Genomic DNA, 25,444 nt, shown 5'->3' with positions numbered 1-25,444 from the left:
CTACTGCTTACCCCGCAACCGCTGGCGGCTTGGCCACCGAGCACAGGCGGATCGAGTCCGCGAGGATTTCAATCGCTTTGGGCCGCGGGAAGCTGGCGCGCCAGGCGATGGCGACGGTGCGGAACGGCACTGGCGGCGACAGTGGACGCACCTCGAGCACGCCGGGCGAGTAGTGGTGACTGTCGACGGCCGAGAGCGGCAGGATCGAGATGCCCAGGCCGGAGGCGACCATGTGCCGAATGGTTTCCAGCGAGCTGGATTCGACGGTGGTGTGTTTGGCGCCGTCGTTGCCTTTGGCCAGGGTCGGGCAGGCTTCCAGCACTTGGTCGCGGAAGCAATGACCTTCGCCGAGCAGCAGCAGGCTCTTGTCGTTGAGCAGGCTGGCGTCGATGGATTCTTTTTCGGTCCACGGGTGCTGGGCCGGCATCAGGACGTAGAACGGTTCGTCGTAGAGTTGCAGGGTCAGTACGTCGGCTTCGTTGAACGGCAGGGCGATGATGATCGCGTCCAGCTCGCCGTTGCGCAGTTTGTCGCGCAGCACGTGGGTGAAGTTTTCTTCGATGTACAACGGCATCTGCGGGGCGACCCGGTGCAGTTGTGGAATCAGGTGCGGGAACAGGTACGGGCCGACGGTGTAGATCGCGCCGACTTTCAGCGGGGCGGTCAGCTGGTTTTTGCCGGCCTGGGCCAGTTCACGAATGCCTTGGGCTTGTTCAAGGACTTTCTGGGCCTGGGCGACGATGCCTTCGCCAACCGGGGTCAGGCGCACCGCGCTTTTGCTGCGCTCGAAAATCAGCACACCGAGTTCGTCTTCAAGTTTTTTCACGCCCACCGACAGGGTCGGCTGACTGACGTGGCAACGCTCGGCCGCGTGGCCGAAATGCTGTTCTTGGGCGAGGGTGACGATGTAGCGTAATTCTGTGAGGGTCATAGCGGGCGTCCATGATGATGCGGCCAAGCATACCGGCTGCAATCGATAGACGCACGTTATCAGACAGAGGGCGGAGAGCGACACTGGGCAATGCATGTTTGGCGCTGGCGGATATGCAAAAGGCACCTTTCGGTGCCTTTTGCAGATTCTCTGGCCGCCGCAGAACCTATAGGAGCCGAGCTTGCTCGCGATGAGGCCGTCATGTTCAGCATCTCTGTTGACTGACACACCGCTATCGCGAGCAAGCTCGGCTCCTACAAGGGTTTTGCGTTTGTGCTTAGTGTCGGCGTTTTTCCAGGGAGTACACAAACGGCGCAACGATTTCGATCGAGCCGTTCTTCAGCATGTCGGCCGGTGGCTTGGGCAGTGGCTGGGCGCGGCGGATCATTTCCAGGGTGGCCCGGTCCAGATCGGCGTTGCCGGAGCGACCGACCAACTCGTAAGACAGCACGTTGCCTTCAGCGTCGACCACGAAGCGCAGACGGTTCAGACCCTCCTTGCCACGCGACTGGGCGGCAGGCGGGTACTTCTTGTACTTGGCCAGGTGCGCCAGCAGTGTGCCTTGCCAACTTTCCTTGGCCGCAGACTGCGCCAGCGTCGGGCCTGGGGCAGGTTGCGCGGATTTCTCCGTCGGAGTGTTGGTCGGCGGTGTGTCGCTGGGTTTTTCCTCGGCCGGTTTTTCCTTCGGCGGCTCGGGCTTTTTCTCCACCGGCTTGGGCGGTTGAGGCTTGGGCTTGGGTTTGACCGGCTTGGGCACCGAGATCGTCGGCTTTGGCGCTTCCGCGAGTTTCGGCAGCGGCAGCTCTTCGACCGGGGTCGGTGGTTGCGGCGGCGTTACGACCTTGGGCGGTGCCGGTGGTGGCGGTGCCGGAAGCGGCGCCAACTCGACCATCATCGCCATCGGCGGCAACTCGACCGGCGGCGAGGACTTCCAGTTGAGCGCGAGCAAAATCGCGACCGCGTGGACGCCCAGCACCACGACCAGGCTAGCGCCGTAACGCGTCAGCTTTTGGCGCGTCGTGATCATTTCTTGGCTGCCGTCTCAAGTCCGACCAGACCGACTTTCAGGTAGCCGGCGGCCCGCAGGGCATCCATCACGTGCATCAGGTCGCCGTAGTCCACGCCTTTGTCGGCCTGGAAGAAGATGGTCGTGTCCTTCTTGCCGTGGGTTCGCGCGTCGAGGGTCGCGCCGAGGGTTTCGGCGTTGACTTCGTCTTCGCCCAGGTACAGGCGTTGGTCGGCCTTGACGCTGAGGAACACCGGTTTCTCTGGCCGCGGTGCCGGTTTGGCGGTCGAGGCGGGGAGGTCAACCTTGATGTCCACGGTGGCCAGCGGGGCGGCGACCATGAAGATGATCAGCAGCACCAGCATCACGTCGATGAACGGCGTGACGTTGATTTCGTGGTTCTCGGCGAGATCGTCGTCTGCGCCTTCCTTTAAATGCAAGCCCATGGCGGATTACCCTACTTTGACCATGTGCGGTTGCGAGGAAATGCGCTCGGGCGGCAGGTGGTCGAGGTCGCGGCTGACCAGCAACAGGACTTGCGCCGAAGCATCGGACACCTGGGCCTTGTAGCCGGCGATGGAACGGGCGAAAACGTTGTAGATGACCACCGCAGGAATCGCGGCCACCAGGCCCAGCGCGGTAGCCAGCAGGGCTTCGGCGATGCCGGGGGCGACGACGGCGAGGTTGGTGGTCTGGGTTTTGGCGATGCCGATGAAGCTGTTCATGATGCCCCACACGGTGCCGAAAAGACCCACGAACGGCGCGGTGGAGCCGATGGTGGCCAGCACGCCGGTGCCGCTGCTCATGTTGCGGCCGCAGGCGGCCACCAGACGCTCGAGGCGGAAGCTGACGCGTTCCTTGATGCCTTCTTTTTCACGGCTGTTGGCCGACAGGCGCATTTCTTCAAGGGCGTCGTGGACCAGCAGGTTGGCGAGGGTGCCTTCCTTGGCCGCGCTGGCGCTGGCGTCTTTAAGGGTGGTGGCTTTTTTCAGGCTAGCGATTTCACCGCGTAGACGACGCTTGGCGCCCAGCAGCTCAAGGCCCTTGGCGATCCAGATAGTCCAGGTGATGATCGAGGCGATGGCCAGGCCGATCATCACGATTTTCACGATGATGTCGGCGTTCTGGTACATGCCCCACGGCGACAGGTCGTGAGCCATGCCCAGGGTGTTGTTTTCTTCCATCTGCTTTGTTGCTTCACCGAAATCAGCCAAAGCCTTTTGCACTTCCGGCGGCAGCGACGAAGTATCGACGCTGCCGTCAGGGTTTCTAGGCACGTCAGGTGTGGAGTGAGCGGCTGGCACGTTGGTGGTTGCAGGTGCTTCATCGGCGAAGGCGGCGGTCGGGGCCAGCAGCAGGCTGAACAGCAGCGCGGCGACCGCGCTCAGGGCGCGAGTGGGACGAGCAAGCGTGGTTGGCGAAGCGGAGAGTGAATTACGTGTCATGCTGGCCGGACCTAAGAGAAGAAGAGGGTTTAATGTCCTTCCAGGCCTCGTGGGCCGAGAACAAAAGTGGCGGGCATTATTGCAAGTAATTCTTGTTAACAAAAGTAATAGAGTCTCTTTTTTTCTTTGATTGCTAGCCGCGTGTCCAATACCAAGGCTAGCCTGTACCTTTCTGATGGGAGAATTTTGATGTCCGCGCCTTCTGTTTTGATCGCCGGTTGTGGCGATGTCGGCGGCCGTCTGGCCACTCAACTGTTGGCCTCGGGGTGGGAGGTTCATGGTTTGCGGCGTGACATCTCGCGCCTGCCCGAGGGCGTTATTGGCGTTGCCGGCGACTTGTTCAATGAAGACTGCCCGGCGACCTGGCCCGTCGGGGCGGTGGATTACCTGGTGTATTGCGCGGCCGCCACCGATCACGATGAAGCCGGTTACCGCGCCGCTTATGTCCAGGGCTTGCAGCATGTGCTGGAATGGCTGAACGACTACGGCCAGGCACCGAAGCGCTTGCTGTTTGTCTCCAGCAGCAGCGTGTACGGGCAGCAGAACGGTGAATGGATCGATGAAACATCGCCGACTCAAGCGGCCGGCTATTCCGGGCGAGTGATGCTGGAAGCCGAGCAGATCGCATTAAACAGCGGCATTCCTGCGAGTCTGGTGCGCCTGACCGGGATTTACGGCCCGGGTCGTGAGTGGCTGTTGAGCCAGGTGCGGCAGGGCTATCGCGTTGCGGTTGATCCGCCGCTGTATGCCAACCGGATTCATGTGGATGACGCGGCTGGGTTGTTGGCGTTCCTGTTGCTGCGTGCCGAACGCGACGAGGCGCTGGATGACTGCTATATCGGCGTCGACGACGCGCCCGCGCCGTTGGCGGAGGTGGTGGGCTGGTTACGCGAGTACCTCGGGGTGACCGACTGGTCGGAGGATGCCAGCGTGCGCCGTACGGGCAGCAAGCGTTGCAGCAACGCCCGGGCTAAAGCGTTGGGCTGGACGCCGCGTTATCCGAGCTTTCGTGAAGGGTATGCGGCGATTCTTGAAGGTCGCAGCTGACCTTCAAACATCCAAAAACAACTGTGGGAGCAGGCTCCCACATTGGATCTTCGTTGCAGTTAAAGCAGGATCACTGCTTTTCCAGTGTCCATTGGCGATTGCCAGGGGTGAACGAAGGGACTTCGTCCGCCTGGGCGCCATTGACTGCCTGGAAGATCTCCATCTGTTTGCCGTTGCGGGTGAAGATCCACGGGTTGCCCTGGCCGCTCAGTTGCAGCCAGACGGTGTCGTGGCCGCCGCTCATGGAGGCGCAGTCGCCCGCCAGGCACAGCGCGTAACGGTCAGCACCAGGCAGGCCTTGAACGGCGCCGTCGGCCTGGAACTGCACGGTGCTGCCTTCGCCAGGACCGTTGACGATCTTCCAGCTACCGCCCAGATAGGCTGAGTACAGCGCACGCTCGAAGCTGGCACCAATCGGTGCGCCTTCGGGGGCGATGTCTTTGGCGCGGTCAAACAGTTGCTCGGGCTCGTTGTCGTTGGCCACTTGGTGCAACTGTTTACCGTCGCGCTTCAATTCGGTGGCAGCGCTGCCATAAAACTCGACTTTCCAGGCATCGGATTTCTCGCCGAGCATTTTGCCTTCGACGTTCTCGAAGCCGTTTGTGTATCGCGCCTGGCCGGCCTTGGTGTTGACGTCCCACTCCAGGTTCGGGCCATAGGCTTGCAGTGCTTCGCGCAGCGGGCCGCCCTTGGCCGCCGCATTGATTGCCGACTGGTTGATCCAGGTGCCACTGATGTCGCGGTCGGCAGGGTTGCTGGCACAGCCACCGAGAAACACCGCGAGCAACGAGAGAGCTAGCGCTTTGCGCATGAGGAGATCCTTACAGAACGAAGTCGGCGCAGCCTGGGAGGCTGCGCCGTGCGTATTACTCGATGACCAGGATGGCATCCATTTCAACCTGCGAACCCTTTGGCAGGGCGGCCACGCCGATGGCGGCGCGCGCTGGGTAAGGCTGGTCGAAGTATTTGCCCATGATCTCGTTGACCTTGGCGAAGTGGCTCAGGTCGGTGAGGAAGATGTTCAGTTTGACGATGTCCTTGAACGAACCGCCAGCGGCTTCAGCCACGGCTTTCAGGTTCTCGAACACCTGGACGGTCTGGGCTTCGAAGCCTTCGACCAGTTCCATGGTTTTTGGGTCGAGCGGGATCTGGCCGGACATGTAGACAGTGTTGCCAGCCTTGATCGCCTGGGAGTAAGTACCGATGGCGGCCGGGGCCTTGTCGCTGGTGATAACAGTCTTGGTCATGTATGACTCCTTGTAATGGGGTGCTGGATGGACGAGCTAGGCACGCATGCGGGTGATGCGAATCACCCCGGTCAGGGCGCGCAGTTTCTTGATCACGCGGGCCAGGTGTACACGGTCGTGTACGCTGACCACCAGTTGGACCACGCTGATACGACCGTCGCGTTCGTCCATGCTGATTTTTTCGATGTTGCCGTCCGCGGCGTTGACGCTGCTGGCCAGCAAGGCAATCAGGCCGCGCTGGTGTTCCAGCTCGACGCGCAGTTCGACATTGAATTCGCCGGTGACATCCTTGGCCCACGAGAGCTGGATGCATTTTTCCGGGTTGTGGCGGATTTCGCTGATGTTGCGGCAGTTGTCCAGGTGCACGACCATGCCTTTGCCGGCAGACAGGTGGCCGACAATCGGGTCGCCCGGGATCGGCGTGCAGCACTTGGCGTAACTGAGTACCAGGCCTTCGGTGCCGCGAATCGCCAGCGGACCTTCCGGGCTTGGCAACTGTTCGCCTTCGCCGAGCAGGCGGCGGGCGACGACATAGGCCATGCGATTGCCCAGGCCGATGTCTTCAAGCAGGTCTTCGATCAGTTCGAGGCGGTATTCGTTGAGCATCGCCTTGATGCGCTCGGCCGGGACTTTTTCCAGCGAGCTGTCGAAGCCGTTGAGCACCTTGTTCAGCAGGCGTTCGCCGAGGCTGATGGACTCGGAGCGGCGCTGCAGTTTCAGCGCGTGACGAATGTGCGTGCGGGCCTTGCCGGTGACCACGAAGTTGAGCCACGCCGGGTTCGGCCGTGCGCCCGGAGCGCTGACGATTTCGACCGTCGAGCCGCTTTGCAGCGGTTCGGACAGCGGCGCCAGGCGGCGGTTGATCCGGCAGGCGATGCAACTGTTGCCGACGTCAGTGTGCACCGCGTAAGCGAAGTCGACCGCCGTGGAGCCTTTTGGCAGCTCCATGATCCGGCCTTTTGGCGTGAACACGTAGACCTCGTCCGGGAACAGGTCGATCTTCACGCTTTCAATGAACTCCAGCGAGTTACCGGCGCGTTGCTGCATTTCCAGCACGCCCTTGACCCACTGGCGGGCGCGGGCGTGAGTGCCTTTTGGCTGCTCGTCGCCGCTGGATTTGTACAGCCAATGGGCGGCGATGCCGTTATTGGCCATCTCTTCCATTTCACGGGTGCGGATCTGGATTTCGATCGGTACGCCGTGCATGCCGAAGAGCGTGGTGTGCAACGACTGATAGCCGTTGGCCTTGGGAATCGCGATGTAATCCTTGAAGCGCCCCGGCAACGGTTTGTACAAATTATGCACAGCACCGAGCACGCGGTAGCAGGTATCGACCTTGTCGACGATGATCCGGAACGCGTAGACGTCCATGATCTCGTTGAAGGCCCGGCGCTTGCCGCGCATTTTCGTGTAGATGCCGTACAGGTGTTTCTGGCGACCGCTGACCTCGCCCTGAATGCCGTCGATGGCCAGGCAATGGCTGAGGGATTCTTCGATCTTGTTGACGATTTCCTTGCGATTGCCCCGGGCGCGCTTGACCGCCTGGTAGATCCGCGCGGAACGCATCGGGTGCATGGCCTTGAAGCCCAGGTCTTCGAATTCTACGCGGATGGCATGCATGCCCAGCCGGTTGGCGATGGGCGCGTAGATTTCCAGGGTTTCCTTGGCGATCCGCCGGCGCTTTTCACCGGACAGGACTTCCAGCGTGCGCATGTTGTGCAGGCGGTCGGCCAGTTTGACCAGGATCACGCGAATGTCGCGGGCCATGGCCATGGCCATTTTCTGGAAGTTTTCGGCTTGGGCTTCGGCTTTGGTCTCGAAGTTCATCTGGGTCAGTTTGCTGACCCCGTCGACCAGTTCGGCCACGGTTTCGCCAAACTGCGCAGAGAGCGCTTCCTTGGCAATACCGGTGTCTTCGATCACGTCATGCAGCATCGCGGCCATCAAACTCTGATGGTCCATGTGCATGTCGGCAAGAATGTTCGCGACCGCTAACGGGTGCGTGACGTACGCCTCGCCGCTGCGGCGGCGCTGGCCATCGTGGGCTTGTTCGGCGTAGAAGTACGCTCGGCGGACCAGGTTGACCTGGTCAGTGCCGAGGTAGGTCGATAAGCGTTCGGCGAGGGCGTCTATGCTCGGCATGATGACTCCTGCCGATGGCTGTGACCCCGCGCCGTACTACGTCGACCAGGCATGGACTTAGACGGCCTCGTTGGACTCGTCCTCGAACGCTGCGAACAGCGGTTCGTCTTCGACGATTTCAGCATTGGCGATGAACTCGTAGCTCATCAGGCCTTCAGCGATTTCACGCAGGGCCACAACGGTAGGTTTGTCGTTTTCCCACTGGACCAGAGGCTCTTTGCCGCCGGTGGCCAGTTGACGGGCACGCTTGGTAGAGAGCATGACCAGCTCAAAGCGGTTTTCCACGTGTTCTAGGCAGTCTTCAACGGTTACGCGGGCCATGGTATTCCTCGGAGCGAATGCAATATGCGCGCTGCCCGGTTGGGCGAGCGGACTCAACAGTTTAAAAAATCACCAGCGATTAGGGAAGCGCTGATTTTTTAACCAAGCCCTTCAACGCGCTGCAAGTACCAATGTAAAGCCCTTGCAGCGGTTTTGGGAAGAGCTGATTCAGCCCAGCAATTCGGCAAGCAATTTACCGAAACGCTGTTGCTGACGTTTCTGATGCAGCTGATTGGCGCGGAAAATCGCTTTCAGGTCTTCCAGCGCCTGGTTGAAATCATCGTTGATGATCAGGTAGTCGTAGTCGACGTAGTGGCTCATCTCGCTGACCGCTTCACGCATCCGGCCTTCAATGATCTCGTGGCTGTCCTGGCCACGGCCGTGCAGGCGTTGGCGCAAGGCCTCCTGGGAGGGCGGCAGAATGAAGATCGAGCGCGCATGCGGCATCAACTTGCGCACCTGTTCGGCACCTTGCCAGTCGATTTCCAGGATCAGGTCGTGGCCTTCATCCAGGGTCTGCTGCAGGTGGCTTTGCGAAGTGCCATAGAGGTTGCCGAACACTTCGGCGCGCTCCAGGAAGTCGCCGTGCTCGATCATCTTCACGAACTGGGTGCGGTCGACAAAGTGGTAGTTCACTCCGTCCACTTCGCCCTGGCGCATGGCGCGGGTGGTGTGCGAGATCGAAAGACGGATCTGTGGAAGATCGTTGATCAGGTCCTTGACCAGGCTGGTTTTGCCAGCGCCGGACGGGGCGGAAATGATGTACAGGGTGCCAGTGCTGTGGGTCATGTCGGGGTAGCCTTACTCAATGTTCTGCACTTGTTCGCGCATCTGCTCGATCAACACTTTGAGGTTGACCGCAGCCTGGGTGCTGCGCGGGTCGAAGGCTTTGGAGCCCAGTGTATTGGCTTCGCGGTTGAGCTCCTGCATCAGGAAGTCGAGGCGCCGACCGGCAGCGCCGCCGGACTTGAGCACGCGGCGAACTTCGATGATGTGGGTGCTCAGGCGGTCCAGTTCTTCGGCGACGTCGCTTTTTTGCGCGAGCATGACCATTTCCTGTTCCAGGCGCTGCGGGTCGAGCTCGGCCTTCATGTCGGCAAAGCGGTCGAGCACCTTCTGACGCTGGGTGGCGAGCATCTGCGGAACCAGTTCGCGCAGGGTCACCACGTCTTCTTCAATCGACGTCAGGCGTTCGTTGATCAGTCGGGCCAGCTCCGCACCTTCGCGCTCGCGGCCAGCCTTGAGTTCCTTGAGGCCTTCATTGAACAGGGCCAGCGCCTCGGCGTTGAGCGCTTGCGGGTCGCTTGCATCGGCAACCAGCACGCCAGGCCAGGCCAGCACTTCCAGCGGGTTGAGGGCTGAAGGGTTCTTGATCAGGCTGGCGACGGTCTCGGCGGCGGCGACCAGTTGCGCGGCGCGTTCGCGGTCGACTTGCAGCGGTTTGCCGGCGGTTTCTTCGGTGAAGCGCAGGGTGCATTCGAGCTTGCCGCGCGACAGGCCCTGACGCAGTGCTTCGCGCACGTTGCCTTCGAGGTCGCGAAAGGACTCGGGCAGGCGCAGGTGCGGTTCCAGGTAACGGCTGTTGACCGAACGCAGCTCCCAGCTCAGGGTGCCCTGGCTGCCGGCTTTTTCGACGCGGGCGAAGGCGGTCATGCTGTGCACCATGGAGGTACCTCGCGATTCAGGCCGGCGCCGAACCCAGCGGGCTCAACGGACCTGGTTAGATGAATTAAAGCCCACAGGCTGCAAAGGCGCAGGATTGTAGCGCAGTGCGGCGGATGCTCCCAAATGGCGCGTGTGACAAAGCGCTGCAGGTCGTCGCAGAGCCCGGTTCAGAGCCCTCGCTCGTCGCCCGTTTTTTTTAGAAGTGCCCAGGCGCGCCTGGTCGCCCTATAATGCTCGGCAGATTTCCGTCCTCTGTACAGGTGTTCCTCTATGAAACGTCCAAGTGGTCGCGCTGCCGATCAGCTCCGCTCGATCCGCATTACCCGCAACTACACCAAACACGCCGAGGGATCTGTACTGGTCGAGTTCGGTGATACCAAGGTGATCTGCACCGTCAGCGTCGAAAACGGCGTGCCGCGCTTCCTCAAGGGGCAGGGCCAAGGCTGGCTGACCGCCGAATACGGCATGCTGCCGCGCGCCACTGGCGAGCGTAACCAGCGTGAAGCGAGCCGCGGCAAGCAAGGCGGCCGTACGCTGGAGATCCAGCGTCTGATCGGTCGTTCCCTGCGCGCTGCGCTGGACATGTCCAAGCTGGGCGACGTGACCCTGTACGTCGACTGCGACGTGATCCAGGCCGACGGCGGTACGCGTACTGCCTCGATCACTGGCGCCATGGTTGCGCTGGTCGACGCCTTGAAAGTGATCAAGAAACGCGGCGGCCTGAAAGGCGGTGACCCGCTCAAGCAGATGATTGCTGCTGTGTCCGTGGGCATGTATCAGGGCGAGCCAGTGCTGGATCTGGACTACCTGGAAGACTCGGCTGCCGAGACCGACCTGAACGTGGTGATGACCAGCACCGGTGGTTTCATCGAAGTGCAGGGCACCGCTGAAGGCGCGCCGTTCCAGCCTGAAGAGCTGAACGCGATGCTGGAGCTGGCGAAGAAAGGCATGAACGATATTTTCGATCTGCAGAACGCTGCGTTGGCTGACTGACGATTCGAACTCATTCCAGGATAAGGAGAGCGCCATGAATGACGAGCAGCTACCCGCACCCGCACCGAGCCAGGAAGTCAGGCAATGGGCGATGTTCTGTCATTTGTCGGCGTTTCTTGGCTACTGGTTTCCGTTCGGCAGCCTGATCGGGCCGCTGATCCTGTGGCAGATGAAGCGCGAGCAGGACCCGTTCATCGACGCGCAGGGCAAGGAAGCGCTGAATTTCCAGATCACCGTGGCGGTGGCGGCCACGATCTGTATTCCGCTGATGTTCGTATTGATCGGCATCCCGCTGTTCGGCTTGCTGGTGATCGCTGCGGTGGTGCTGACCATCATTGGCGGCGTCAAGGCGAATGAGGGCGTGGCTTACCGCTACCCCTTCACCTGGCGGCCGATCAAATAACCCGCAACCACATCGACCTGTAGGGGCAAGGCTTGCTCGCGATTGAGGCGCCGCGGTGTATCAGGTGCATCGCGTTATCGTTCATCGCGGGCAAGCCTTGCTCCTACGGGAGTTGGGCGTCTACAAAAAAGCCGACATCTCTGTCGGCTTTTTTGCAGCTGCGAAAAGACGCTTAGATCGTCAGCGTCCAGTCGTAGTCCACGATCAACGGCGCGTGTTGCGAGAACCGCGGCTGACGTGGCAAGCGAGCGCTGCGTACAAAGCGGCGCAGACCCGGGGTCAGCAGCTGGTAGTCGAAACGCCAGCCCAGGTTGAGCATTTCAGCCTGTTCGTTGTCTGGCCACCAGCTGTACTGATCGCCTTCGCGGCTGACTTCGCGCAGGGCATCGACATACCCCATGTTGCCGACAATCTCGTCCATCCAGGCACGCTCTGGCGCCAGGAAGCCCGGGGATTGCTGGCTGTCGCGCCAGTTCTTGATATCCAGCTTCTGTTGCGCCACGTACAGCGAGCCACAATAAATGTACTCGCGACGTTTGCGTCGCTGTTTATCCAGATAACGGGCGAAATCGTCCATTAGCTTGAACTTCTGGTTCAAGTCTTCATCGCCGTTCTGCCCCGAAGGGAGCAGCAAGGTCGCGATGCTGACCTTGTCGAAATCGGCTTGCAGGTAGCGCCCGTAGCGGTCGGCCGTCTCAAAGCCGAGACCGCTGATGACAGCCTTCGGTTGCAACCGCGAGTACAAAGCCACGCCACCTTGGGCGGGAACTTCGGCATCGCAGGCATAAAGGAAGTAGCCATCCAGTTGGAAGGCTGGATCGTCCAGTTCAAAGGCGGAGGCGCGGGTGTCCTGCAGGCAGATGACGTCGGCATTCTGTGCCTGCAGCCAACTGAGCAAACCACGCTCGACTGCAGCCTGAATACCATTGACGTTCACACTGATGATCCGCATAAATGGCCCCAAAAATCGCGTGCGTGTATGATACACGGCGTCTACCTAATTAGCTAAATCCGTGGTATTTGGGGTTTTTTTCATGCAAGCGTATCAGCGCGACTTCATTCGTTTTGCCATCGATCGCGGCGTTTTGCGCTTCGGTGAGTTCACCCTGAAGTCCGGGCGTACCAGTCCTTACTTCTTCAATGCCGGCCTTTTCAACTCGGGTTCTGCGCTGGCGCAGCTGGGTCGTTTCTACGCGGCAGCCATCGTCGAGAGCGGCATCGCGTTCGACGTGCTGTTTGGCCCAGCGTACAAAGGCATTCCTTTGGCGGCGACCACCGCCGTGGCATTGGCCGAGCACCATGACCGCGATCTGCCATGGTGCTTCAATCGCAAGGAGGCCAAGGCCCACGGCGAAGGCGGCAGCCTGGTCGGCGCGCCATTGACCGGCGACGTGCTGATCATCGACGACGTGATCACCGCCGGTACCGCAATCCGTGAAGTGATGCAGATCATCGCTTCCCAGGAAGGCGCCAAGGCGGCCGGCGTGCTGATCGCGCTGAACCGTCAGGAGCGTGGCAACGGTGAATTGTCGGCAATCCAGGAAGTGGAGCGTGACTTCGGTATCCCGGTGATCAGCATTGTTTCGCTGAATCAGGTGCTGGAATTCCTCGCCGACGATCCACAGCTCAAGCAGCATTTGCCAGCGGTAGAAGCCTACCGCGCGCAGTTCGGCGTCTAACCACAACGCTTATGGGGGCGAGCTTGTGTGGCGAGGGAGCTTGCTCCCGCTGGGCTGCGTAGCAGACCCAAGGATTTTGTGAGCGCTGCGCACTCAAGCGGGAGCAAGCTCCCTCGCCACAAAATGCTGTCCTATTGAGATCGCAGGCAAAAAAAGACCCCGCTCAGCCAGGCTGAGCGGGGTCTTTTTGTGTGTGTTGCTTATGGACGCTTGCGATTACTGATCAAGGTGCCCACACCGGTGTCGGTGAAGATTTCCAGCAGAATCGCATTCGGCACCCGGCCATCGATGATCAGCGAGCTGCCGACGCCGCCCTGTACGGCTTCCAGCGCGCAACGGATCTTTGGCAGCATGCCACCGTAGATGGTGCCGTCGGCGATCAGTTCGTCGACCTGCTGGGTGCTCAGGCCGGTCAGGACCGTGCCGGATTTGTCCATCAGGCCGGCAATGTTGGTCAGCAGCATCAGCTTTTCAGCTTTCAGTGCTTCAGCGACCTTGCCGGCTACCAGGTCAGCGTTGATGTTGTATGACTCGCCGTTGGCACCGACACCGATTGGCGCGATCACCGGGATGAAATCGCCTTTGACCAGCAGGTTCAGCAGGTCGGTGTTGATCCCGACCACTTCGCCCACCTGGCCGATGTCGATGATTTCCGGCTGGGTCATCTCCGGTGTCTGACGGGTCACGGTGAGCTTCTTCGCACGAATCAGCTCGGCGTCTTTGCCGGTCAGGCCGATGGCGCTGCCGCCGTGGCGGTTGATCAGGTTGACGATGTCTTTGTTCACCTGGCCACCGAGGACCATTTCCACCACGTCCATGGTCTGGGCGTCAGTGACACGCATGCCGTCGATGAAGTGGCTCTCGATCGACAGGCGCTTGAGCAGGTCGCCGATTTGCGGGCCGCCGCCGTGAACCACCACCGGGTTGATGCCCACGGCCTTCATCAGCACGATGTCGCGGGCAAAGCCGGTTTTCAGCTCCTCGCTTTCCATCGCGTTGCCGCCGTATTTGATCACCAGGGTCTTGCCGACATAGCGGCGAATGTAAGGCAGCGCTTCGGACAGGACCTTGGCGGTGTTGGCGGCGGCTTCGCGTTCGATGGTCATTCGGGGCTCCGGCACTTCAATAAAAGGCGCTTCAAAAAATCAAAATGGTAGTTGGAGGTCAGGTGCAACACGTTTCAGTTGGGTGTGGAACACGTCCTTGATGCGCTGCAGTTCGGCGTCGTTATCGGCCTCGAAACGCAGGACCAGCACCGGTGTGGTGTTGGACGCGCGAACCAGGCCCCAGCCTTTGGCATAGTCGACTCGCACACCGTCGATGGTGGTCAATTCGGCGCCTTCACCCCAACGGGCATCGTGCAGTGCATCAATGATGCTGAATTTGCTCTCTTCGGTCACATGGATATTGATTTCTGGCGTAGAAATATCGTTCGGGAAGGTCTCGAACAACTCTTGCGCAGTGGATTTTTCCTTGCTGAGGATCTCCAGCAGCCGCGCGGCGCTGTAAATACCGTCGTCGAAACCGAACCAGCGCTCCTTGAAGAAGATGTGCCCGCTCATTTCGCCTGCGAGCAGGGCGCCGGTTTGTTTCATCTTCTTCTTGATCAACGAATGACCGGTTTTCCACATCAGCGGGCGGCCGCCATATTCCTTGATCAGCGGTGTCAGGCGACGGGTGCATTTGACGTCGAAGATGATCTCGGCGTCCGGGTTGCGTGCAACCACATCCTTGGCGAACAGCATCAGCAGGCGGTCCGGGAACACGATGTCGCCGGTATTGGTCACCACGCCGACGCGGTCGCCGTCACCGTCGAAGGCCAGGCCCAGGTCGGCGTTGGTTTCCTTGACCTTGGCTATCAGGTCCACCAGGTTTTCAGGCTTGCCCGGATCCGGGTGGTGATTCGGGAAGTTTCCATCGACGTCGCAGAACAGCGGGATGACTTCGCAGTTCAGCGCTTCGATCAACTGAGGCGCGATAACGCCGGCGGCACCGTTGCCGCAGTCGACCACGACTTTCAAGCGTCGGGCCAGCTTGATGTCCTGGACGATTTCGGCGCTGTAGCGGTCGAGGATCTCGACTTTGGTGATGCTGCCCTTGCCGCTGCTCAGGTTGTTGGTTTTCAGGCGGTCATGCAGGGCCTGGATCTGTTCGTTGGCCAGGGTGTCGCCGGCGATGACGATTTTGAAGCCGTTGTAGTTCGACGGGTTGTGGCTGCCGGTGAGCATTACGCCAGACTTGCCGGCCAGCACGTTGGCCGCGTAATAGAGCGCCGGGGTTGGCACCAGGCCGACGTCGCTGACGTGGCAGCCGCTGTCGTACAGGCCCTGAATCAGTTGTTCCACCAGCTCCGGGCCGGAAAGGCGACCATCACGGCCGACAGAAACATTCGGCTCATCCTGGGCCAGACTTTGGGCACCGATGGCGCGACCGAGCCAGTAAGCCGTTTCAGCGTTCAGAAATTCCGGAACGGTGCCACGAATATCGTAGGCGCGGAAAATGCTGTCGGGGAACTTGGGGGCGACGCGGGTTGGGGTGCTCATCTGTGGAAATGCTCCATCTCGAAAGTGGCTGGACCTGCCTGCGAATCATTCGTCGGCAGGCTCAAACTGGAAGTTATGACGGCGTTTTCCGCAGAGAGTTCGTGGTGCGAAAGGGCCATGACACTCATGAAAGCCGGCTCATGCCTTGATTCTCGCGGTGAACCTTGCAAGTGAGACTGCATAAACATTGTGGCGAGGGAGCTTGCTCCCGCTTGGGTGCGTAGCGCCCACAAAGTCTCGGGGGTCGCTACGCAGCCCAGCGGGAGCAAGCTCCCTCGCCACAGAGGATCTCCATCGTATCAATTGGTGCCCGAGTGTCCGAATCCGCCGGTGCCGCGCTGGGTTTCGACGAACTCTTCCACCATCTCGAAGTGCGCCTGAACCACCGGCACCAGCACCAGTTGGGCAAGGCGTTCGCCGACCACGATGTTGAAGTCGGTCTGGCCGCGGTTCCAGCAGGAGACCATCAGCGGACCCTGGTAATCGGAGTCGATCAGCCCGACCAGATTGCCCAGCACGATGCCGTGCTTATGGCCCAGGCCCGAGCGCGGCAGGATCAGTGCGGCGAGGCCCGGATCGCCGATGTACACCGACAGGCCGGTCGGGATCAGCAGGGTTTCACCCGGCTTGATGACCGTGTCCTGTTCCAGCATCGCCCGCAGGTCGAGGCCGGCGGAGCCTGGCGTGGCGTACTGCGGCAGCGGGAATTCGCGGCCAATGCGTGGGTCGAGGATCTTGGCTTGTAAAGCGTGCATGCGAGTTAAACCTGGTTCAGACGTTCGGCGATAAAAGTGATCAGCTGGCGGGCGATTTTGCCCTTGCTGGTCTGGGCGAAGAGTGTTGCGTGCAACTCCCGGTCGATCACGCTGCAAGCGTTTTCCTCGCTGTTGAAGCCAATGCTCGGGTTGGCCACGTCGTTGGCGACGATCAGGTCGAGGTTTTTGTCTTTCAGCTTGCGTGCAGCGTAGTCGAGCAGGTGTTCGGTTTCGGCGGCGAAACCAACACTGAACGGACGGTCGGGGCGTGTGGCTATGGTCGCCAGAATGTCTGGGTTGCGGACCATTTGCAGCAACAAGCCGTCGCCGTTCGTAGGGTCTTTCTTGAGTTTTTGTGGGGCGACGACTTCCGGACGATAGTCCGCAACCGCAGCAGACGCGATGAACAGGTCGCAAGGGATCGCGGCTTCACAGGCGGCGAGCATGTCGCGGGCGCTGACCACGTCAATCCGGGTGACGCGATCCGGGGTCGGCAGGTGCACGGGGCCGGTGATCAAGGTCACCCGGGCGCCGGCTTCAACCGCGGCTTCGGCCAGCGCAAAGCCCATTTTCCCGGAGCTGTGGTTGGTGATGTAGCGCACCGGGTCGATGTTTTCCTGGGTCGGACCGGCAGTGATCAGTACGTGTTTGCCGGTCAGCGCCTGACGCTGGAAGCAGTCGGCGGCGCATTGCGCCAGATCGTCGGCTTCGAGCATGCGGCCCATGCCGACGTCGCCGCAGGCCTGGCTGCCGGACGCCGGGCCGAAGACCTTGAAGCCACGGCTTTCGAGCAATTGAGTGTTGGCCTGGGTGGCCGGGTCGCGCCACATGGCCTGGTTCATCGCCGGGGCCAGCGCGACGGTGGCGTCGGTGGCCAGTACCAGGGTGGTCAGCAGGTCATTGGCGATGCCTTGGGCCAGGCGCGCGATCAGATCGGCGGTGGCCGGCGCGATCAGCACCAGGTCGGCCCATTTGGCCAGCTCGATGTGGCCCATCGCAGCTTCGGCCGCCGGGTCCAGCAGGTCCAGGTGGACCGGGTGCCCGGAGAGTGCCTGCATGGTCAGCGGGGTGATGAACTCGCTGCCGCCGCGGGTCATGACCACGCGCACTTCGGCGCCCTGGTCGATGAGTCGGCGAACCAGCTCGGCGCTCTTGTAGGCGGCAATGCCGCCGCCGACGCCGAGAACGATGCGTTTCCGATACAGCCGCTGCATAGGCCTGCCTTTCAATTCATTGATGACTACGTGGCGAAACCCCTCCCCAGGGTGAAATCGCCCGCAAAAAAGATGGACTACGATATCACAGCGACCGCAACGGAACAGCGGCGCCCACACACATGGAGGTGCTATGAGCATTCGCGATTGGCCGGCGGCAGAGCGTCCGCGGGAGAAGCTTCTGGAGCAGGGTTCGGCGAGCCTTTCGGACGCCGAGTTACTGGCGATCTTTCTACGCACCGGGGTGACCGGCAAAAGCGCAGTCGATCTGGCGCGACACCTGTTGCATCAATTCGGCAGCCTGCGCACGTTGCTGGAGGCCGATCAGCAGACGTTTGGCAGTCAACTTGGGCTGGGGCCGGCAAAGTTTGCCCAATTGCAGGCAGTGCTGGAGATGGCGCGGCGGCACTTGGCGGAACGCTTGCGTCGCGACTCGGTGCTCAAGAGCCCGATCGAGGTGCGCAATTACCTGAAGGCGATGTTGCGCCATGAGCCGCATGAAGTGTTTGGCTGTCTGTTCCTGGACTCCCGGCATCGGGTGCTGGCGTTCGAGATACTGTTTCGCGGCTCGATCGACAGCGCCAGTGTCTACCCACGTCAGGTGGTCAAGCGTGCACTGGCGCACAACGCCGCGGCGTTGATCCTGTGCCACAACCATCCGTCAGGCAGCGCCGAGCCCAGTCAGGCGGATCGAGCGCTGACCCGGCGCCTGCAAGAGGCGCTGGACCTGATCGATGTGCGGGTACTCGACCATTTCATCGTCGGCGATGGCGATCCGCTGTCGATGGCCGAGTACGGATGGATGTAGTCCGGGGCTATTTCAGGCTGACTTTCGAGTAATCCTGACGGCCAAACGGGCTGACCTGGTAGCCCTGAACGTCCTTGCGCGTCAATGCGTAGGCGGTCGGGTGTGCCAGTGGCAGCCACAGCGCCTGTTGCTGGATCTGCGCCTGGGCCTGTTCGTAAAGCTTGCTGCGCACGCCTTGTTCGGTGGTGGTCTTGCCGGCGCTGATAACTTTATCCAGGGCCGGGTCGCAGTAGCGGGCGAAGTTGGTACCGGACTGGACCGCCGCGCAGGAGAACTGTGGCGTGAGAAAGTTATCCGGGTCACCGTTGTCGCCGGACCAGCCCATGAACAGCAGGTCGTGTTCGCCGGCCTTGGCGCGGCGAATCAGCTCGCCCCATTCAATCACCCGGATTTCCGCCTGAATCCCGACTTCGGCCAGGTCCGCCTGCAGCAACTGGGCGCCAAGGCTTGGATTCGGGTTGAGCAGGCTGCCGGACGGACGGGTCCAGATCGTGGTTTTAAACCCCTCCTTGAGCCCGACCTTGGCCAGCAGCGCGCGCGCCTTGGCGATGTCTTTCGGATAGCCCGGCAAGTCCTTGGCGTAGCTCCAGGTGTTGGGCGGGTACGGACCGTTGGCAGCCTGCGCGGTGTCTTCGAAAACGGCCTTGAGGTAGCTGGCCTTGTCGAAGGCGAGGTTGATCGCCTGGCGGACTTCGGGTTTATCCAGTGGCGGATGCTGACTGTTGATGGCCACGAACGCGGTCATGAACGCCGGCGTGCTCTCGATCTTCAGGGTCGGGTCCTGGGCGGCGGCCTGCACGTCCAGCGGTTTGGGCGACAGGGCGATCTGGCACTCGTTGCGCCGCAGTTTTTGCAAGCGCACGTTGGCGTCCGGGGTGATGGCGAACACCAGGCTGTCCACGGCCGGTTTGCCGGCGAAGTAGTCGCGGTTGGCCTTGTAGCGAATCGACGCATCTTTCTGGAAGCGCCCGAAGATGAACGGGCCGCTGCCAATTGGCTGGCTGTTGAGTTTCTCGGGCGTGCCGGCCTTGAGCAACTGGTCGGCATACTCGGCCGAATAGATCGAGGCAAACCCCATGCTCAGGGTGACAAGGAAGGTCGAGTCGGGGTGGTCCAGGGTAAAGCGCACAGTTAGCGGATCCAGCGCGTCGATTTTCTTGATCAGTGCAGGCAATTGCATCGATTGAGCGTGAGGAAAGCCACTTTGGGCGACTTTGTGCCAAGGGTGGGCCGGGTCGAGCATGCGCTCGAAGCTGAACTTCACGTCTTCGGCGTTCAGATCGCGGGTCGGGGTGAAGTACTCGGTGTGGTGGAACTTCACCTGTGGGAGCAGCTTGAAGATATAGGTCAGGCCATCAGCCGACACTTCCCAGCTGTCAGCCAGGCTGGGGACGACTTTGCCACTGGTGGTGTCGAAGTCCACCAGGCGGTTCATCAGCACGTCGGCCGAAGCGTTGGTGGTGGTCAGCGAGTTGTATTGAACGACATCGAACCCTTCCGGGCTGGCCTCGGTGCAGACGCTTAAAGCGGCAGCCTGGGCCAATGGGCTCAGCAAGAGTGGGGCGAGCAACAACGGTAGGGCAGCGAGGCGCATGTGTGAATTCCTGTGCAGATCGAAGGCCCATCTGCGAGTGCAGTCTGGAAAAGGCTTACCCTAGTGGGCTCTTTTACAAATGACTATCCCCTTTTTCATTTTAAGGGGAGTATGTGCGATTGTTTTCGGTGAGTACTACCCAAGGAAAACCCTGGATTGGCCTGTTGGCCGACTTTCTGCGACGAGCGGTCGCCATCGACGACAGCCTTTGTCCAAGGCGCTCGGAGCCCGAAAAATAGGGGTTTTGTTAATTCAATGCACACCGATTGTTGTTGCTCTCTAGTCTTTCTGGTATAAAGCAGCGCTCTTTTCTAGGGGCCCGGTTCCTTCACTGTAGGTGTAGCCGGTAAGACCCTTAAAGAAACGCGGCGCCTGGCGCCAAATGACTGAGAGATTAAGCGGCCAACCCATGCCGGGTTGGGCATGTGGTTTTAGAGGGCTGAGGCATGTCGAGAGTCTGTCAAGTTACCGGTAAGGGTCCGGTGACTGGGAATAACATTTCCCACGCAAACAACAAAACCCGTCGTCGTTTCCTGCCGAACCTGCAGCATCACCGCTTCTGGGTTGAAGAAGAGAAACGTTTCGTGCGTCTGCGCGTATCTGCCAAAGGCATGCGTATCATCGACAAGCGTGGCATTACTGTCGTGCTGGCCGAAATCCGCAAAGCTGGCAAGATCTAAGGGAGCTAATCATGCGTGAATTGATTCGTTTGATTTCGAGCGCTGGTACTGGTCACTTCTACACTACCGACAAGAACAAGCGCACTACTCCGGACAAAATCGAGATCAAGAAATTTGATCCGGTTGTTCGCAAGCACGTGATCTACAAAGAAGGCAAAATCAAGTAATTGATTTTTCCCTCTTGAGAAAAAGGCCCGTATCGCAAGATACGGGCCTTTTTTGTTGTGGTCAGAAAAGCCTCAGGCCTTCTGTTCAAACGCCACGTAGATCTTGCGGCACGGTTCCAGCACTTCCCAGGTGCCGCGGAAACCGGCCGGAATGACAAAGCGATCGCCCGCCCGCAGGGTCTTGGCATTGCCGTCGTGGTCACGCAGCACCGAAACCCCCTGCACGATTTCGCAGTATTCGTGTTCGGTGAAGTTCACCGTCCATTGCCCGACTTCTCCTTCCCACACACCCGCGTTCAACTGACCGCACGGGCTGCTGTAGTGGTTGTAGACGGCTTGCTCGGGGTCGCCCTTGAGCACTTTTGCGGCGTCCGGGCGGTAGCGCTCGACGGGTGTGGTGGCCTGGCTGAAGTCGACAATGTCCTGGATGCTCATTCTTGTAATTCCCCGTGATTGCCTGAAAATCAAAGTCTATGTTTATTAAAATGAACATCGCAAGGCCGTTTGCCAGCCTTATGTCAAATATATTGAAACATGAGGGGGCGCTGGTTTAGGGTGGCAGTTGCCTTGGACCGAATTGAAAACTGGTCGGGCAGAATTCCTGTAGGTGCCTGCGTAGATCGCGTGGCGCTCGTATTCAATAAGAGGAGGACTCTCGTATGACTACCTTGACTCGTGCCGACTGGGAACAACGCGCCCGCGACCTGAAGATCGAAGGCCGTGCCTACATCAATGGCGAATACACCGCAGCGGTCTCCGGCGAGACGTTCGACTGCATCAGCCCCGTCGATGGCCGCCTGCTGGGCAAGATCGCCAGCTGTGATGCCGCCGATGCCCAGCGCGCCGTAGAAAACGCTCGCAGCACGTTCAACTCGGGCGTCTGGTCGCGTCTGGCACCAGCCAAGCGCAAAGCCACCATGATTCGTTTCGCCGGCCTGCTCAAGCAGCACGCCGAAGAGCTGGCGCTGCTTGAAACCCTGGACATGGGCAAGCCGATCAGTGATTCCCTGTACATCGACGTTCCGGGCGCGGCGCAAGCGCTGAGTTGGAGCGGTGAGGCCATCGACAAGATCTACGACGAAGTGGCCGCCACCCCGCATGACCAACTGGGTCTGGTGACCCGTGAGCCAGTGGGTGTGGTGGGAGCCATCGTGCCGTGGAACTTCCCGCTGATGATGGCCTGCTGGAAACTCGGCCCGGCGCTGTCCACCGGTAACTCGGTGATCCTCAAGCCGTCCGAAAAGTCCCCGTTGACCGCCATCCGCCTCGCGGCGCTGGCCGTTGAGGCCGGTATCCCGAAAGGCGTGCTGAACGTGCTGCCAGGCTACGGTCACACCGTCGGCAAGGCGTTGGCCTTGCACATGGATGTCGACACGCTGGTGTTCACCGGTTCGACCAAGATCGCCAAGCAACTGATGATTTATTCCGGCGAATCGAACATGAAGCGCGTCTGGCTGGAAGCGGGCGGCAAGAGCCCGAACATCGTGTTTGCCGATGCGCCGGACCTGCAAGCTGCGGCTGAGTCCGCTGCCAGTGCCATCGCGTTCAACCAGGGCGAAGTCTGCACCGCCGGTTCGCGTCTGCTGGTCGAGCGTTCGATCAAGGATAAATTTCTGCCGCTGGTGATCGAGGCCCTGAAAACCTGGAAGCCGGGCAACCCGCTGGATCCGGCGACCAACGTTGGCGCGCTGGTCGACACGCAGCAGATGAACACCGTGCTGTCCTACATCGAATCCGGGCACTCCGACGGCGCCAAACTGGTGGCGGGCGGCAAGCGGATTCTTCAGGAAACCGGTGGCACCTACGTTGAACCGACGATTTTTGATGGCGTGAGCAATGCCATGAAGATCGCCCAGGAAGAGATCTTTGGTCCGGTGCTGTCGGTCATCACCTTCGACAGCGTCGAGGAAGCGATCCGGATCGCCAACGACACGCCATATGGCCTGGCCGCGGCAGTCTGGACCTCGGATATCTCCAAGGGCCACCTGACCGCCAAGGCCCTGCGGGCCGGTAGCGTGTGGGTCAATCAGTACGATGGTGGCGACATGACCGCACCGTTCGGTGGTTTCAAACAGTCGGGCAACGGCCGGGACAAGTCGCTGCACGCGTTCGACAAGTACACCGAGCTGAAGGCGACCTGGATCAAGTTGTAAACCTGTAGAGGGCTCGGATCACATTCGGGGCTCGATACAACGCAGGTCTGTGGGAGCGGGCTTGCTCGCGAAGGCGGTGTAACAGTCAACATTGATGTTGAATGTGCTGGCCTCTTCGCGAGCAAGCCCGCTTGTATGTTTAGACTTGAAGGGGTGGGTGGGACTAAAAGCCCGATTCTGACTCTAGCCAGTACAGACCGTGGGAGACTTCGTCCCACCCCTTCTACCCAAAAGCGCCAATAAGGAATTCATCGGCAAGGCCGACGATAGAGACAAGCCAGCGCAACGGTAGACCCCAACAAGCTCTTAAACCCTAGCTCCGAGGATTCGTCATGACAATCCTTACTTCGCAAACGGTCGTGGGTGTTGATGTGGCCAAGGCCGAGGTGCTCGTCTATCGCGCCGATCTGCAAACCACACAAGCCATCCCCAATAATCGGGCAGCACTCAAACGCTGGCTCAAGACGCTGCCCGCCAAAAGTGGCATTGCCGTCGAGGCCACCAACATTTACCACTTGGACACGGTTGAGTTGGCCCATGAGTTGGGTCATCAGGTCTACGTCGTGGACGGTTATCGCTTGAGTCATTACCGCCGCGGTGTCGGCCAACGAGCTAAAAATGATCCGTGCGATGCCCGTCTTCTGGCTCGGTATCTGGCGCATGAACAGGCTGGGTTACGCGCTTGGAGCCCGCCGCCCAAGGCTTACAAGGCCCTGCAAAGCCTGCTTCATCGACGGGCAGCACTGATCAAGGCGCGTGTCAGTCTGGCTCAGAGCTGGGCCAATGAGCCGCGCCTGGAAGAAGAGCTGAAATGTCTGATGGGGACGTTTAAGCACTCGGATTTGGCCATTCAAAAAAAGCTGCGTGACCTGAGCAAAGAGGCCGGAGCCGCCGAAAATATTGAGCGTTGCAAGGCCATTGAAGGCGTCGGTGTACTGACGGCAACCGGATTTGCGACGGCTTTTTTGCGTGGCGAGTTTAAGGACAGCAATGCCTTCATCGCTTTTTTGGGCATGGACTTGAGGGTTGATGACTCGGGAAAAAAGACGGGGAGTCGCAGTCTGACCAAGAAAGGGGATCCGGAAATACGGCGTTTGGCCCACAACTCGGCCATGGCCGCCTGTCGTTCAGCGACCTGGAAACCCTTTTATGAAGGGTACCTGGCCAGAGGTTTCAAGAAGACTCAGGCCCTGGTAATCCTTGCCCGAAAACTCGCCCGGGTGGCGTTCGCCCTGATGAAAAACCAGAGCGAATACCAACCGAATCGACCGTTGCAGGGTTGTCCTGCAACATAGAATCTCCCACGTTTGTTTTGTGCCGTTTGTAAAAAATAATTATCCACAGGAGCGTGGAACATGCGTTGGGCGACTTATTTCGCCGTGTTGGCCTCAGTCCTGAGCGTCGGCCTGGCCCTGGGCGTCAGCATGCCGTTGGTATCGTTGCGTCTGGAAAGCTGGGGTTATGGCTCGTTTGCAATCGGCGTCATGGCGGCGATGCCGGCGATTGGCGTGCTGCTGGGGGCCAAGGTCTCCAGTCATCTGGCGGCGCGTTTCGGCACGGCCAATCTGATGCGCCTGTGCCTGTGGGCCGGGGCGTTTTCCATCGGTTTGCTGGCGCTGTTGCCAAGTTATCCGGTCTGGCTGGTGCTGCGTTTGATGATCGGGGTGATCCTGACCCTCGTGTTCATCCTCGGTGAGAGCTGGATCAATCAACTGGTGGTCGAACAATGGCGCGGGCGGCTGGTGGCGCTGTATGGCAGCAGTTATGCCCTGAGCCAATTGTCCGGGCCGTTGCTGCTGGGCGCGTTGGGCACCGACAACGATTTCGGTTTCTGGGTTGGTGTCGGCTTGCTGGTGACATCGCCGCTGTTGCTGTTGGGACGTAGCGGCGCGCCGAGTAGCGAAGCCTGCAGTGTGACGTTCAGCGACTTGCTGAGTTTTTGTCGGGGTCTGCCGGCGATTGCCTGGGCGGTGTCGCTGTTTGCTGCGTTCGAGGCGATGATCCTGACCTTGCTGCCGGTGTATTGCCTGCGCCAGGGCTTCAGCGCTGAAATCGCCCTGGCGATGGTCAGCACCGTGGTGGTCGGCGACGCCTTGTTGCAACTGCCGATTGGCGCGCTGGCAGATCGACTGTCGCGGCGTACGTTATTTGCCGGTTGTGCAGTCATCCTGATGCTCTCGAGCCTAGCGATTCCACTGTTGCTCGAGACCTTGCTGATCTGGCCGTTGTGGGTGCTGTTTGGCGCCAGTGCCGGCGGCTTGTTTACCTTGTCGCTGATTCTGATCGGCGAGCGCTACCGCGATGATGCGTTGGTGCGAGCCAACGCTCATATTGCGCAATTGTGGGGTATCGGTTGTCTGATCGGCCCATTGGCGGCTGGTGCGGGCAGTCAATGGATCAGTGGGCACGCTTTGCCGTTGCTGATGGCGGCAGGGGCGTTTGGGCTGGTTATCCTGTTGCTGCGCCAAGGGGCGTTTGGCACTGCGCAACCAGCGTAATGTGTAGCAGCTGGCGCAGCCTGCGTTCGGCTGCGCAGCAGACGCAAACCCTGCAAGCCACGGTTAATCTGAAAGACCGCGATATCCGCATTTACGACTGCTGCGCAGCCGAACGCCGGCTGCGCCAGCTGCTACGGATCGTGTGATGGCGCG

At 60.3% G+C, this 25,444-nt stretch carries 27 protein-coding genes and 1 pseudogene; 11 read left to right on the top strand and 17 right to left on the bottom strand.

Features of this window, described 5'->3' with window-relative positions:
* Positions 1 to 7 precede the first annotated feature (7 nt).
* The 4 genes from AABM55_RS28805 to exbB form a co-directional block, all read right to left on the bottom strand.
* Entirely contained in the window at positions 8 to 931 is a 924-nt protein-coding gene (locus AABM55_RS28805; protein WP_054594658.1) for a hydrogen peroxide-inducible genes activator, read from the bottom strand.
* Between the two features lie 277 nt (positions 932 to 1,208).
* Positions 1,209 to 1,958, bottom strand: a complete 750-nt coding sequence (locus AABM55_RS28800) for an energy transducer TonB (RefSeq protein WP_347928356.1) — start codon at positions 1,956 to 1,958, stop codon at positions 1,209 to 1,211.
* Positions 1,955 to 2,383 (bottom strand): TonB system transport protein ExbD, encoded by a 429-nt coding sequence (gene exbD / locus AABM55_RS28795; protein WP_054594656.1) that lies wholly within the window; start codon positions 2,381 to 2,383, stop codon positions 1,955 to 1,957. Before exbD ends, AABM55_RS28800 begins: the two co-directional genes overlap by 4 nt.
* 6 nt (positions 2,384 to 2,389) lie before the next feature.
* Positions 2,390 to 3,382, bottom strand: a complete 993-nt coding sequence (gene exbB, locus AABM55_RS28790; protein WP_347928355.1) for a tonB-system energizer ExbB — start codon at positions 3,380 to 3,382, stop codon at positions 2,390 to 2,392.
* Positions 3,383 to 3,571: 189 nt separating this feature from the next.
* On the opposite strand from exbB, the gene AABM55_RS28785 reads away from it, so the two are divergent.
* Positions 3,572 to 4,429 (top strand): NAD-dependent epimerase/dehydratase family protein, encoded by an 858-nt coding sequence (locus tag AABM55_RS28785; protein ID WP_347928354.1) that lies wholly within the window; start codon positions 3,572 to 3,574, stop codon positions 4,427 to 4,429.
* A gap of 70 nt (positions 4,430 to 4,499) precedes the next feature.
* On the opposite strand, the gene AABM55_RS28780 is transcribed toward AABM55_RS28785, so the two are convergent.
* From AABM55_RS28780 to AABM55_RS28755, 6 genes are all read right to left on the bottom strand, one after another.
* The gene (locus tag AABM55_RS28780; RefSeq protein ID WP_054594653.1) at positions 4,500 to 5,240 is read right to left on the bottom strand and encodes a hypothetical protein; all 741 of its coding nucleotides are present in this window, start codon (positions 5,238 to 5,240) and stop codon (positions 4,500 to 4,502) included.
* A gap of 55 nt (positions 5,241 to 5,295) precedes the next feature.
* Positions 5,296 to 5,676 (bottom strand): RidA family protein, encoded by a 381-nt coding sequence (locus tag AABM55_RS28775; protein ID WP_003229509.1) that lies wholly within the window; start codon positions 5,674 to 5,676, stop codon positions 5,296 to 5,298.
* Between the two features lie 36 nt (positions 5,677 to 5,712).
* Positions 5,713 to 7,818, bottom strand: a complete 2,106-nt coding sequence (gene spoT, locus AABM55_RS28770) for a bifunctional GTP diphosphokinase/guanosine-3',5'-bis pyrophosphate 3'-pyrophosphohydrolase (RefSeq protein WP_019694280.1) — start codon at positions 7,816 to 7,818, stop codon at positions 5,713 to 5,715.
* 57 nt (positions 7,819 to 7,875) lie between these two features.
* Complete coding sequence (rpoZ, locus tag AABM55_RS28765) at positions 7,876 to 8,139, bottom strand: DNA-directed RNA polymerase subunit omega (RefSeq protein ID WP_003177259.1); 264 nt, start codon at positions 8,137 to 8,139, stop codon at positions 7,876 to 7,878.
* A gap of 168 nt (positions 8,140 to 8,307) precedes the next feature.
* Positions 8,308 to 8,928 carry a guanylate kinase gene (gene gmk / locus AABM55_RS28760; RefSeq protein ID WP_019694279.1) on the bottom strand — a complete coding sequence of 207 codons (621 nt, stop codon included), beginning with the start codon at positions 8,926 to 8,928 and terminating at the stop codon, positions 8,308 to 8,310.
* Between the two features lie 12 nt (positions 8,929 to 8,940).
* Positions 8,941 to 9,804 carry a YicC/YloC family endoribonuclease gene (locus AABM55_RS28755; RefSeq protein WP_145014142.1) on the bottom strand — a complete coding sequence of 288 codons (864 nt, stop codon included), beginning with the start codon at positions 9,802 to 9,804 and terminating at the stop codon, positions 8,941 to 8,943.
* Positions 9,805 to 10,074: 270 nt separating this feature from the next.
* Between AABM55_RS28755 and rph the strand changes: the two genes are divergently transcribed.
* Entirely contained in the window at positions 10,075 to 10,797 is a 723-nt protein-coding gene (rph, locus tag AABM55_RS28750) for a ribonuclease PH (RefSeq protein WP_054594651.1), read from the top strand.
* A gap of 34 nt (positions 10,798 to 10,831) precedes the next feature.
* Positions 10,832 to 11,200: a DUF4870 domain-containing protein gene (locus AABM55_RS28745; RefSeq protein WP_347928353.1), complete on the top strand. Its 369-nt coding sequence runs from the start codon at positions 10,832 to 10,834 to the stop codon at positions 11,198 to 11,200.
* Between the two features lie 172 nt (positions 11,201 to 11,372).
* Here AABM55_RS28745 and AABM55_RS28740 read toward each other — a convergent pair whose 3' ends face one another.
* Positions 11,373 to 12,152 carry an exodeoxyribonuclease III gene (locus AABM55_RS28740; RefSeq protein ID WP_003176915.1) on the bottom strand — a complete coding sequence of 260 codons (780 nt, stop codon included), beginning with the start codon at positions 12,150 to 12,152 and terminating at the stop codon, positions 11,373 to 11,375.
* A gap of 82 nt (positions 12,153 to 12,234) precedes the next feature.
* Between AABM55_RS28740 and pyrE the strand changes: the two genes are divergently transcribed.
* Positions 12,235 to 12,879, top strand: coding sequence for an orotate phosphoribosyltransferase (pyrE, locus tag AABM55_RS28735; RefSeq protein WP_054594650.1), 645 nt, complete (start codon positions 12,235 to 12,237; stop codon positions 12,877 to 12,879).
* Positions 12,880 to 13,079: 200 nt separating this feature from the next.
* Here pyrE and argB read toward each other — a convergent pair whose 3' ends face one another.
* The 4 genes and pseudogenes from argB to coaBC all read right to left on the bottom strand — a co-directional run bounded on the left by argB (position 13,080) and on the right by coaBC (position 17,391).
* On the bottom strand, positions 13,080 to 13,985 hold the full coding sequence (gene argB, locus AABM55_RS28730) for an acetylglutamate kinase (RefSeq protein WP_054594649.1): 906 nt from the start codon (positions 13,983 to 13,985) through the stop codon (positions 13,080 to 13,082).
* 39 nt (positions 13,986 to 14,024) lie between these two features.
* Positions 14,025 to 15,401, bottom strand: a pseudogene (locus tag AABM55_RS28725) (phosphomannomutase/phosphoglucomutase); the annotation flags it as partial.
* Between the two features lie 320 nt (positions 15,402 to 15,721).
* Positions 15,722 to 16,177: a dUTP diphosphatase gene (gene dut, locus AABM55_RS28720; protein ID WP_103314726.1), complete on the bottom strand. Its 456-nt coding sequence runs from the start codon at positions 16,175 to 16,177 to the stop codon at positions 15,722 to 15,724.
* 5 nt (positions 16,178 to 16,182) lie between these two features.
* On the bottom strand, positions 16,183 to 17,391 hold the full coding sequence (gene coaBC, locus AABM55_RS28715) for a bifunctional phosphopantothenoylcysteine decarboxylase/phosphopantothenate--cysteine ligase CoaBC (RefSeq protein ID WP_103314725.1): 1,209 nt from the start codon (positions 17,389 to 17,391) through the stop codon (positions 16,183 to 16,185).
* A 133-nt stretch (positions 17,392 to 17,524) separates the two neighbouring features.
* Between coaBC and radC the strand changes: the two genes are divergently transcribed.
* Entirely contained in the window at positions 17,525 to 18,199 is a 675-nt protein-coding gene (radC, locus tag AABM55_RS28710; protein WP_054594645.1) for a DNA repair protein RadC, read from the top strand.
* Positions 18,200 to 18,206: 7 nt separating this feature from the next.
* Here radC and AABM55_RS28705 read toward each other — a convergent pair whose 3' ends face one another.
* Complete coding sequence (locus AABM55_RS28705) at positions 18,207 to 19,793, bottom strand: ABC transporter substrate-binding protein (RefSeq protein ID WP_347928352.1); 1,587 nt, start codon at positions 19,791 to 19,793, stop codon at positions 18,207 to 18,209.
* A gap of 446 nt (positions 19,794 to 20,239) precedes the next feature.
* Here AABM55_RS28705 and rpmB point away from each other — a divergent pair, with 446 nt between their 5' ends.
* Both rpmB and rpmG read left to right on the top strand, forming a co-directional pair.
* Entirely contained in the window at positions 20,240 to 20,473 is a 234-nt protein-coding gene (rpmB, locus tag AABM55_RS28700; RefSeq protein ID WP_007894701.1) for a 50S ribosomal protein L28, read from the top strand.
* Positions 20,474 to 20,484: 11 nt separating this feature from the next.
* Positions 20,485 to 20,640: a 50S ribosomal protein L33 gene (gene rpmG, locus AABM55_RS28695; RefSeq protein ID WP_007894709.1), complete on the top strand. Its 156-nt coding sequence runs from the start codon at positions 20,485 to 20,487 to the stop codon at positions 20,638 to 20,640.
* 72 nt (positions 20,641 to 20,712) lie between these two features.
* Here rpmG and AABM55_RS28690 read toward each other — a convergent pair whose 3' ends face one another.
* Positions 20,713 to 21,075, bottom strand: a complete 363-nt coding sequence (locus AABM55_RS28690) for a cupin domain-containing protein (protein ID WP_103314724.1) — start codon at positions 21,073 to 21,075, stop codon at positions 20,713 to 20,715.
* 224 nt (positions 21,076 to 21,299) lie between these two features.
* Here AABM55_RS28690 and AABM55_RS28685 point away from each other — a divergent pair, with 224 nt between their 5' ends.
* The 4 genes from AABM55_RS28685 (at position 21,300) to AABM55_RS28670 (ending at position 25,437) form a co-directional block, all read left to right on the top strand.
* Positions 21,300 to 22,793, top strand: a complete 1,494-nt coding sequence (locus AABM55_RS28685) for an aldehyde dehydrogenase (protein WP_054594642.1) — start codon at positions 21,300 to 21,302, stop codon at positions 22,791 to 22,793.
* A 332-nt stretch (positions 22,794 to 23,125) separates the two neighbouring features.
* On the top strand, positions 23,126 to 24,088 hold the full coding sequence (locus tag AABM55_RS28680) for a transposase (RefSeq protein WP_347927096.1): 963 nt from the start codon (positions 23,126 to 23,128) through the stop codon (positions 24,086 to 24,088).
* Positions 24,089 to 24,148: 60 nt separating this feature from the next.
* A complete protein-coding gene (locus AABM55_RS28675) occupies positions 24,149 to 25,291 on the top strand; it encodes an MFS transporter (protein ID WP_103314722.1) in 1,143 nt (380 codons plus the stop codon).
* Positions 25,291 to 25,437, top strand: coding sequence for a hypothetical protein (locus tag AABM55_RS28670; protein WP_347928351.1), 147 nt, complete (start codon positions 25,291 to 25,293; stop codon positions 25,435 to 25,437). Before AABM55_RS28675 ends, AABM55_RS28670 begins: the two co-directional genes overlap by 1 nt.
* Positions 25,438 to 25,444: the final 7 nt, after the last annotated feature.

This window comes from Pseudomonas helvetica (assembly GCF_039908645.1).
Lineage (GTDB): Bacteria > Pseudomonadota > Gammaproteobacteria > Pseudomonadales > Pseudomonadaceae > Aquipseudomonas > Aquipseudomonas helvetica.
The sequence above is the reverse complement of the archived record's forward strand: the minus strand, read 5'-3'. Positions and strand labels throughout refer to the sequence as shown.

Excerpts from the sequence above, each read along its gene's own strand:
- AABM55_RS28805 (WP_054594658.1), bottom strand. The coding sequence starts at position 931 with ATGACCCTCACAGAATTACGCTACATCGTCACCCTCGCCCAAGAACAG.
- AABM55_RS28800 (WP_347928356.1), bottom strand. The coding sequence starts at position 1,958 with ATGATCACGACGCGCCAAAAGCTGACGCGTTACGGCGCTAGCCTGGTC.
- exbD (WP_054594656.1), bottom strand. The coding sequence starts at position 2,383 with ATGGGCTTGCATTTAAAGGAAGGCGCAGACGACGATCTCGCCGAGAAC.
- exbB (WP_347928355.1), bottom strand. The coding sequence starts at position 3,382 with ATGACACGTAATTCACTCTCCGCTTCGCCAACCACGCTTGCTCGTCCC.
- AABM55_RS28785 (WP_347928354.1), top strand. The coding sequence starts at position 3,572 with ATGTCCGCGCCTTCTGTTTTGATCGCCGGTTGTGGCGATGTCGGCGGC.
- AABM55_RS28780 (WP_054594653.1), bottom strand. The coding sequence starts at position 5,240 with ATGCGCAAAGCGCTAGCTCTCTCGTTGCTCGCGGTGTTTCTCGGTGGC.
- AABM55_RS28775 (WP_003229509.1), bottom strand. The coding sequence starts at position 5,676 with ATGACCAAGACTGTTATCACCAGCGACAAGGCCCCGGCCGCCATCGGT.
- spoT (WP_019694280.1), bottom strand. The coding sequence starts at position 7,818 with ATGCCGAGCATAGACGCCCTCGCCGAACGCTTATCGACCTACCTCGGC.
- rpoZ (WP_003177259.1), bottom strand. The coding sequence starts at position 8,139 with ATGGCCCGCGTAACCGTTGAAGACTGCCTAGAACACGTGGAAAACCGC.
- gmk (WP_019694279.1), bottom strand. The coding sequence starts at position 8,928 with ATGACCCACAGCACTGGCACCCTGTACATCATTTCCGCCCCGTCCGGC.
- AABM55_RS28755 (WP_145014142.1), bottom strand. The coding sequence starts at position 9,804 with ATGGTGCACAGCATGACCGCCTTCGCCCGCGTCGAAAAAGCCGGCAGC.
- rph (WP_054594651.1), top strand. The coding sequence starts at position 10,075 with ATGAAACGTCCAAGTGGTCGCGCTGCCGATCAGCTCCGCTCGATCCGC.
- AABM55_RS28745 (WP_347928353.1), top strand. The coding sequence starts at position 10,832 with ATGAATGACGAGCAGCTACCCGCACCCGCACCGAGCCAGGAAGTCAGG.
- AABM55_RS28740 (WP_003176915.1), bottom strand. The coding sequence starts at position 12,152 with ATGCGGATCATCAGTGTGAACGTCAATGGTATTCAGGCTGCAGTCGAG.
- pyrE (WP_054594650.1), top strand. The coding sequence starts at position 12,235 with ATGCAAGCGTATCAGCGCGACTTCATTCGTTTTGCCATCGATCGCGGC.
- argB (WP_054594649.1), bottom strand. The coding sequence starts at position 13,985 with ATGACCATCGAACGCGAAGCCGCCGCCAACACCGCCAAGGTCCTGTCC.
- dut (WP_103314726.1), bottom strand. The coding sequence starts at position 16,177 with ATGCACGCTTTACAAGCCAAGATCCTCGACCCACGCATTGGCCGCGAA.
- coaBC (WP_103314725.1), bottom strand. The coding sequence starts at position 17,391 with ATGCAGCGGCTGTATCGGAAACGCATCGTTCTCGGCGTCGGCGGCGGC.
- radC (WP_054594645.1), top strand. The coding sequence starts at position 17,525 with ATGAGCATTCGCGATTGGCCGGCGGCAGAGCGTCCGCGGGAGAAGCTT.
- AABM55_RS28705 (WP_347928352.1), bottom strand. The coding sequence starts at position 19,793 with ATGCGCCTCGCTGCCCTACCGTTGTTGCTCGCCCCACTCTTGCTGAGC.
- rpmB (WP_007894701.1), top strand. The coding sequence starts at position 20,240 with ATGTCGAGAGTCTGTCAAGTTACCGGTAAGGGTCCGGTGACTGGGAAT.
- rpmG (WP_007894709.1), top strand. The coding sequence starts at position 20,485 with ATGCGTGAATTGATTCGTTTGATTTCGAGCGCTGGTACTGGTCACTTC.
- AABM55_RS28690 (WP_103314724.1), bottom strand. The coding sequence starts at position 21,075 with ATGAGCATCCAGGACATTGTCGACTTCAGCCAGGCCACCACACCCGTC.
- AABM55_RS28685 (WP_054594642.1), top strand. The coding sequence starts at position 21,300 with ATGACTACCTTGACTCGTGCCGACTGGGAACAACGCGCCCGCGACCTG.
- AABM55_RS28680 (WP_347927096.1), top strand. The coding sequence starts at position 23,126 with ATGACAATCCTTACTTCGCAAACGGTCGTGGGTGTTGATGTGGCCAAG.
- AABM55_RS28675 (WP_103314722.1), top strand. The coding sequence starts at position 24,149 with ATGCGTTGGGCGACTTATTTCGCCGTGTTGGCCTCAGTCCTGAGCGTC.
- AABM55_RS28670 (WP_347928351.1), top strand. The coding sequence starts at position 25,291 with ATGTGTAGCAGCTGGCGCAGCCTGCGTTCGGCTGCGCAGCAGACGCAA.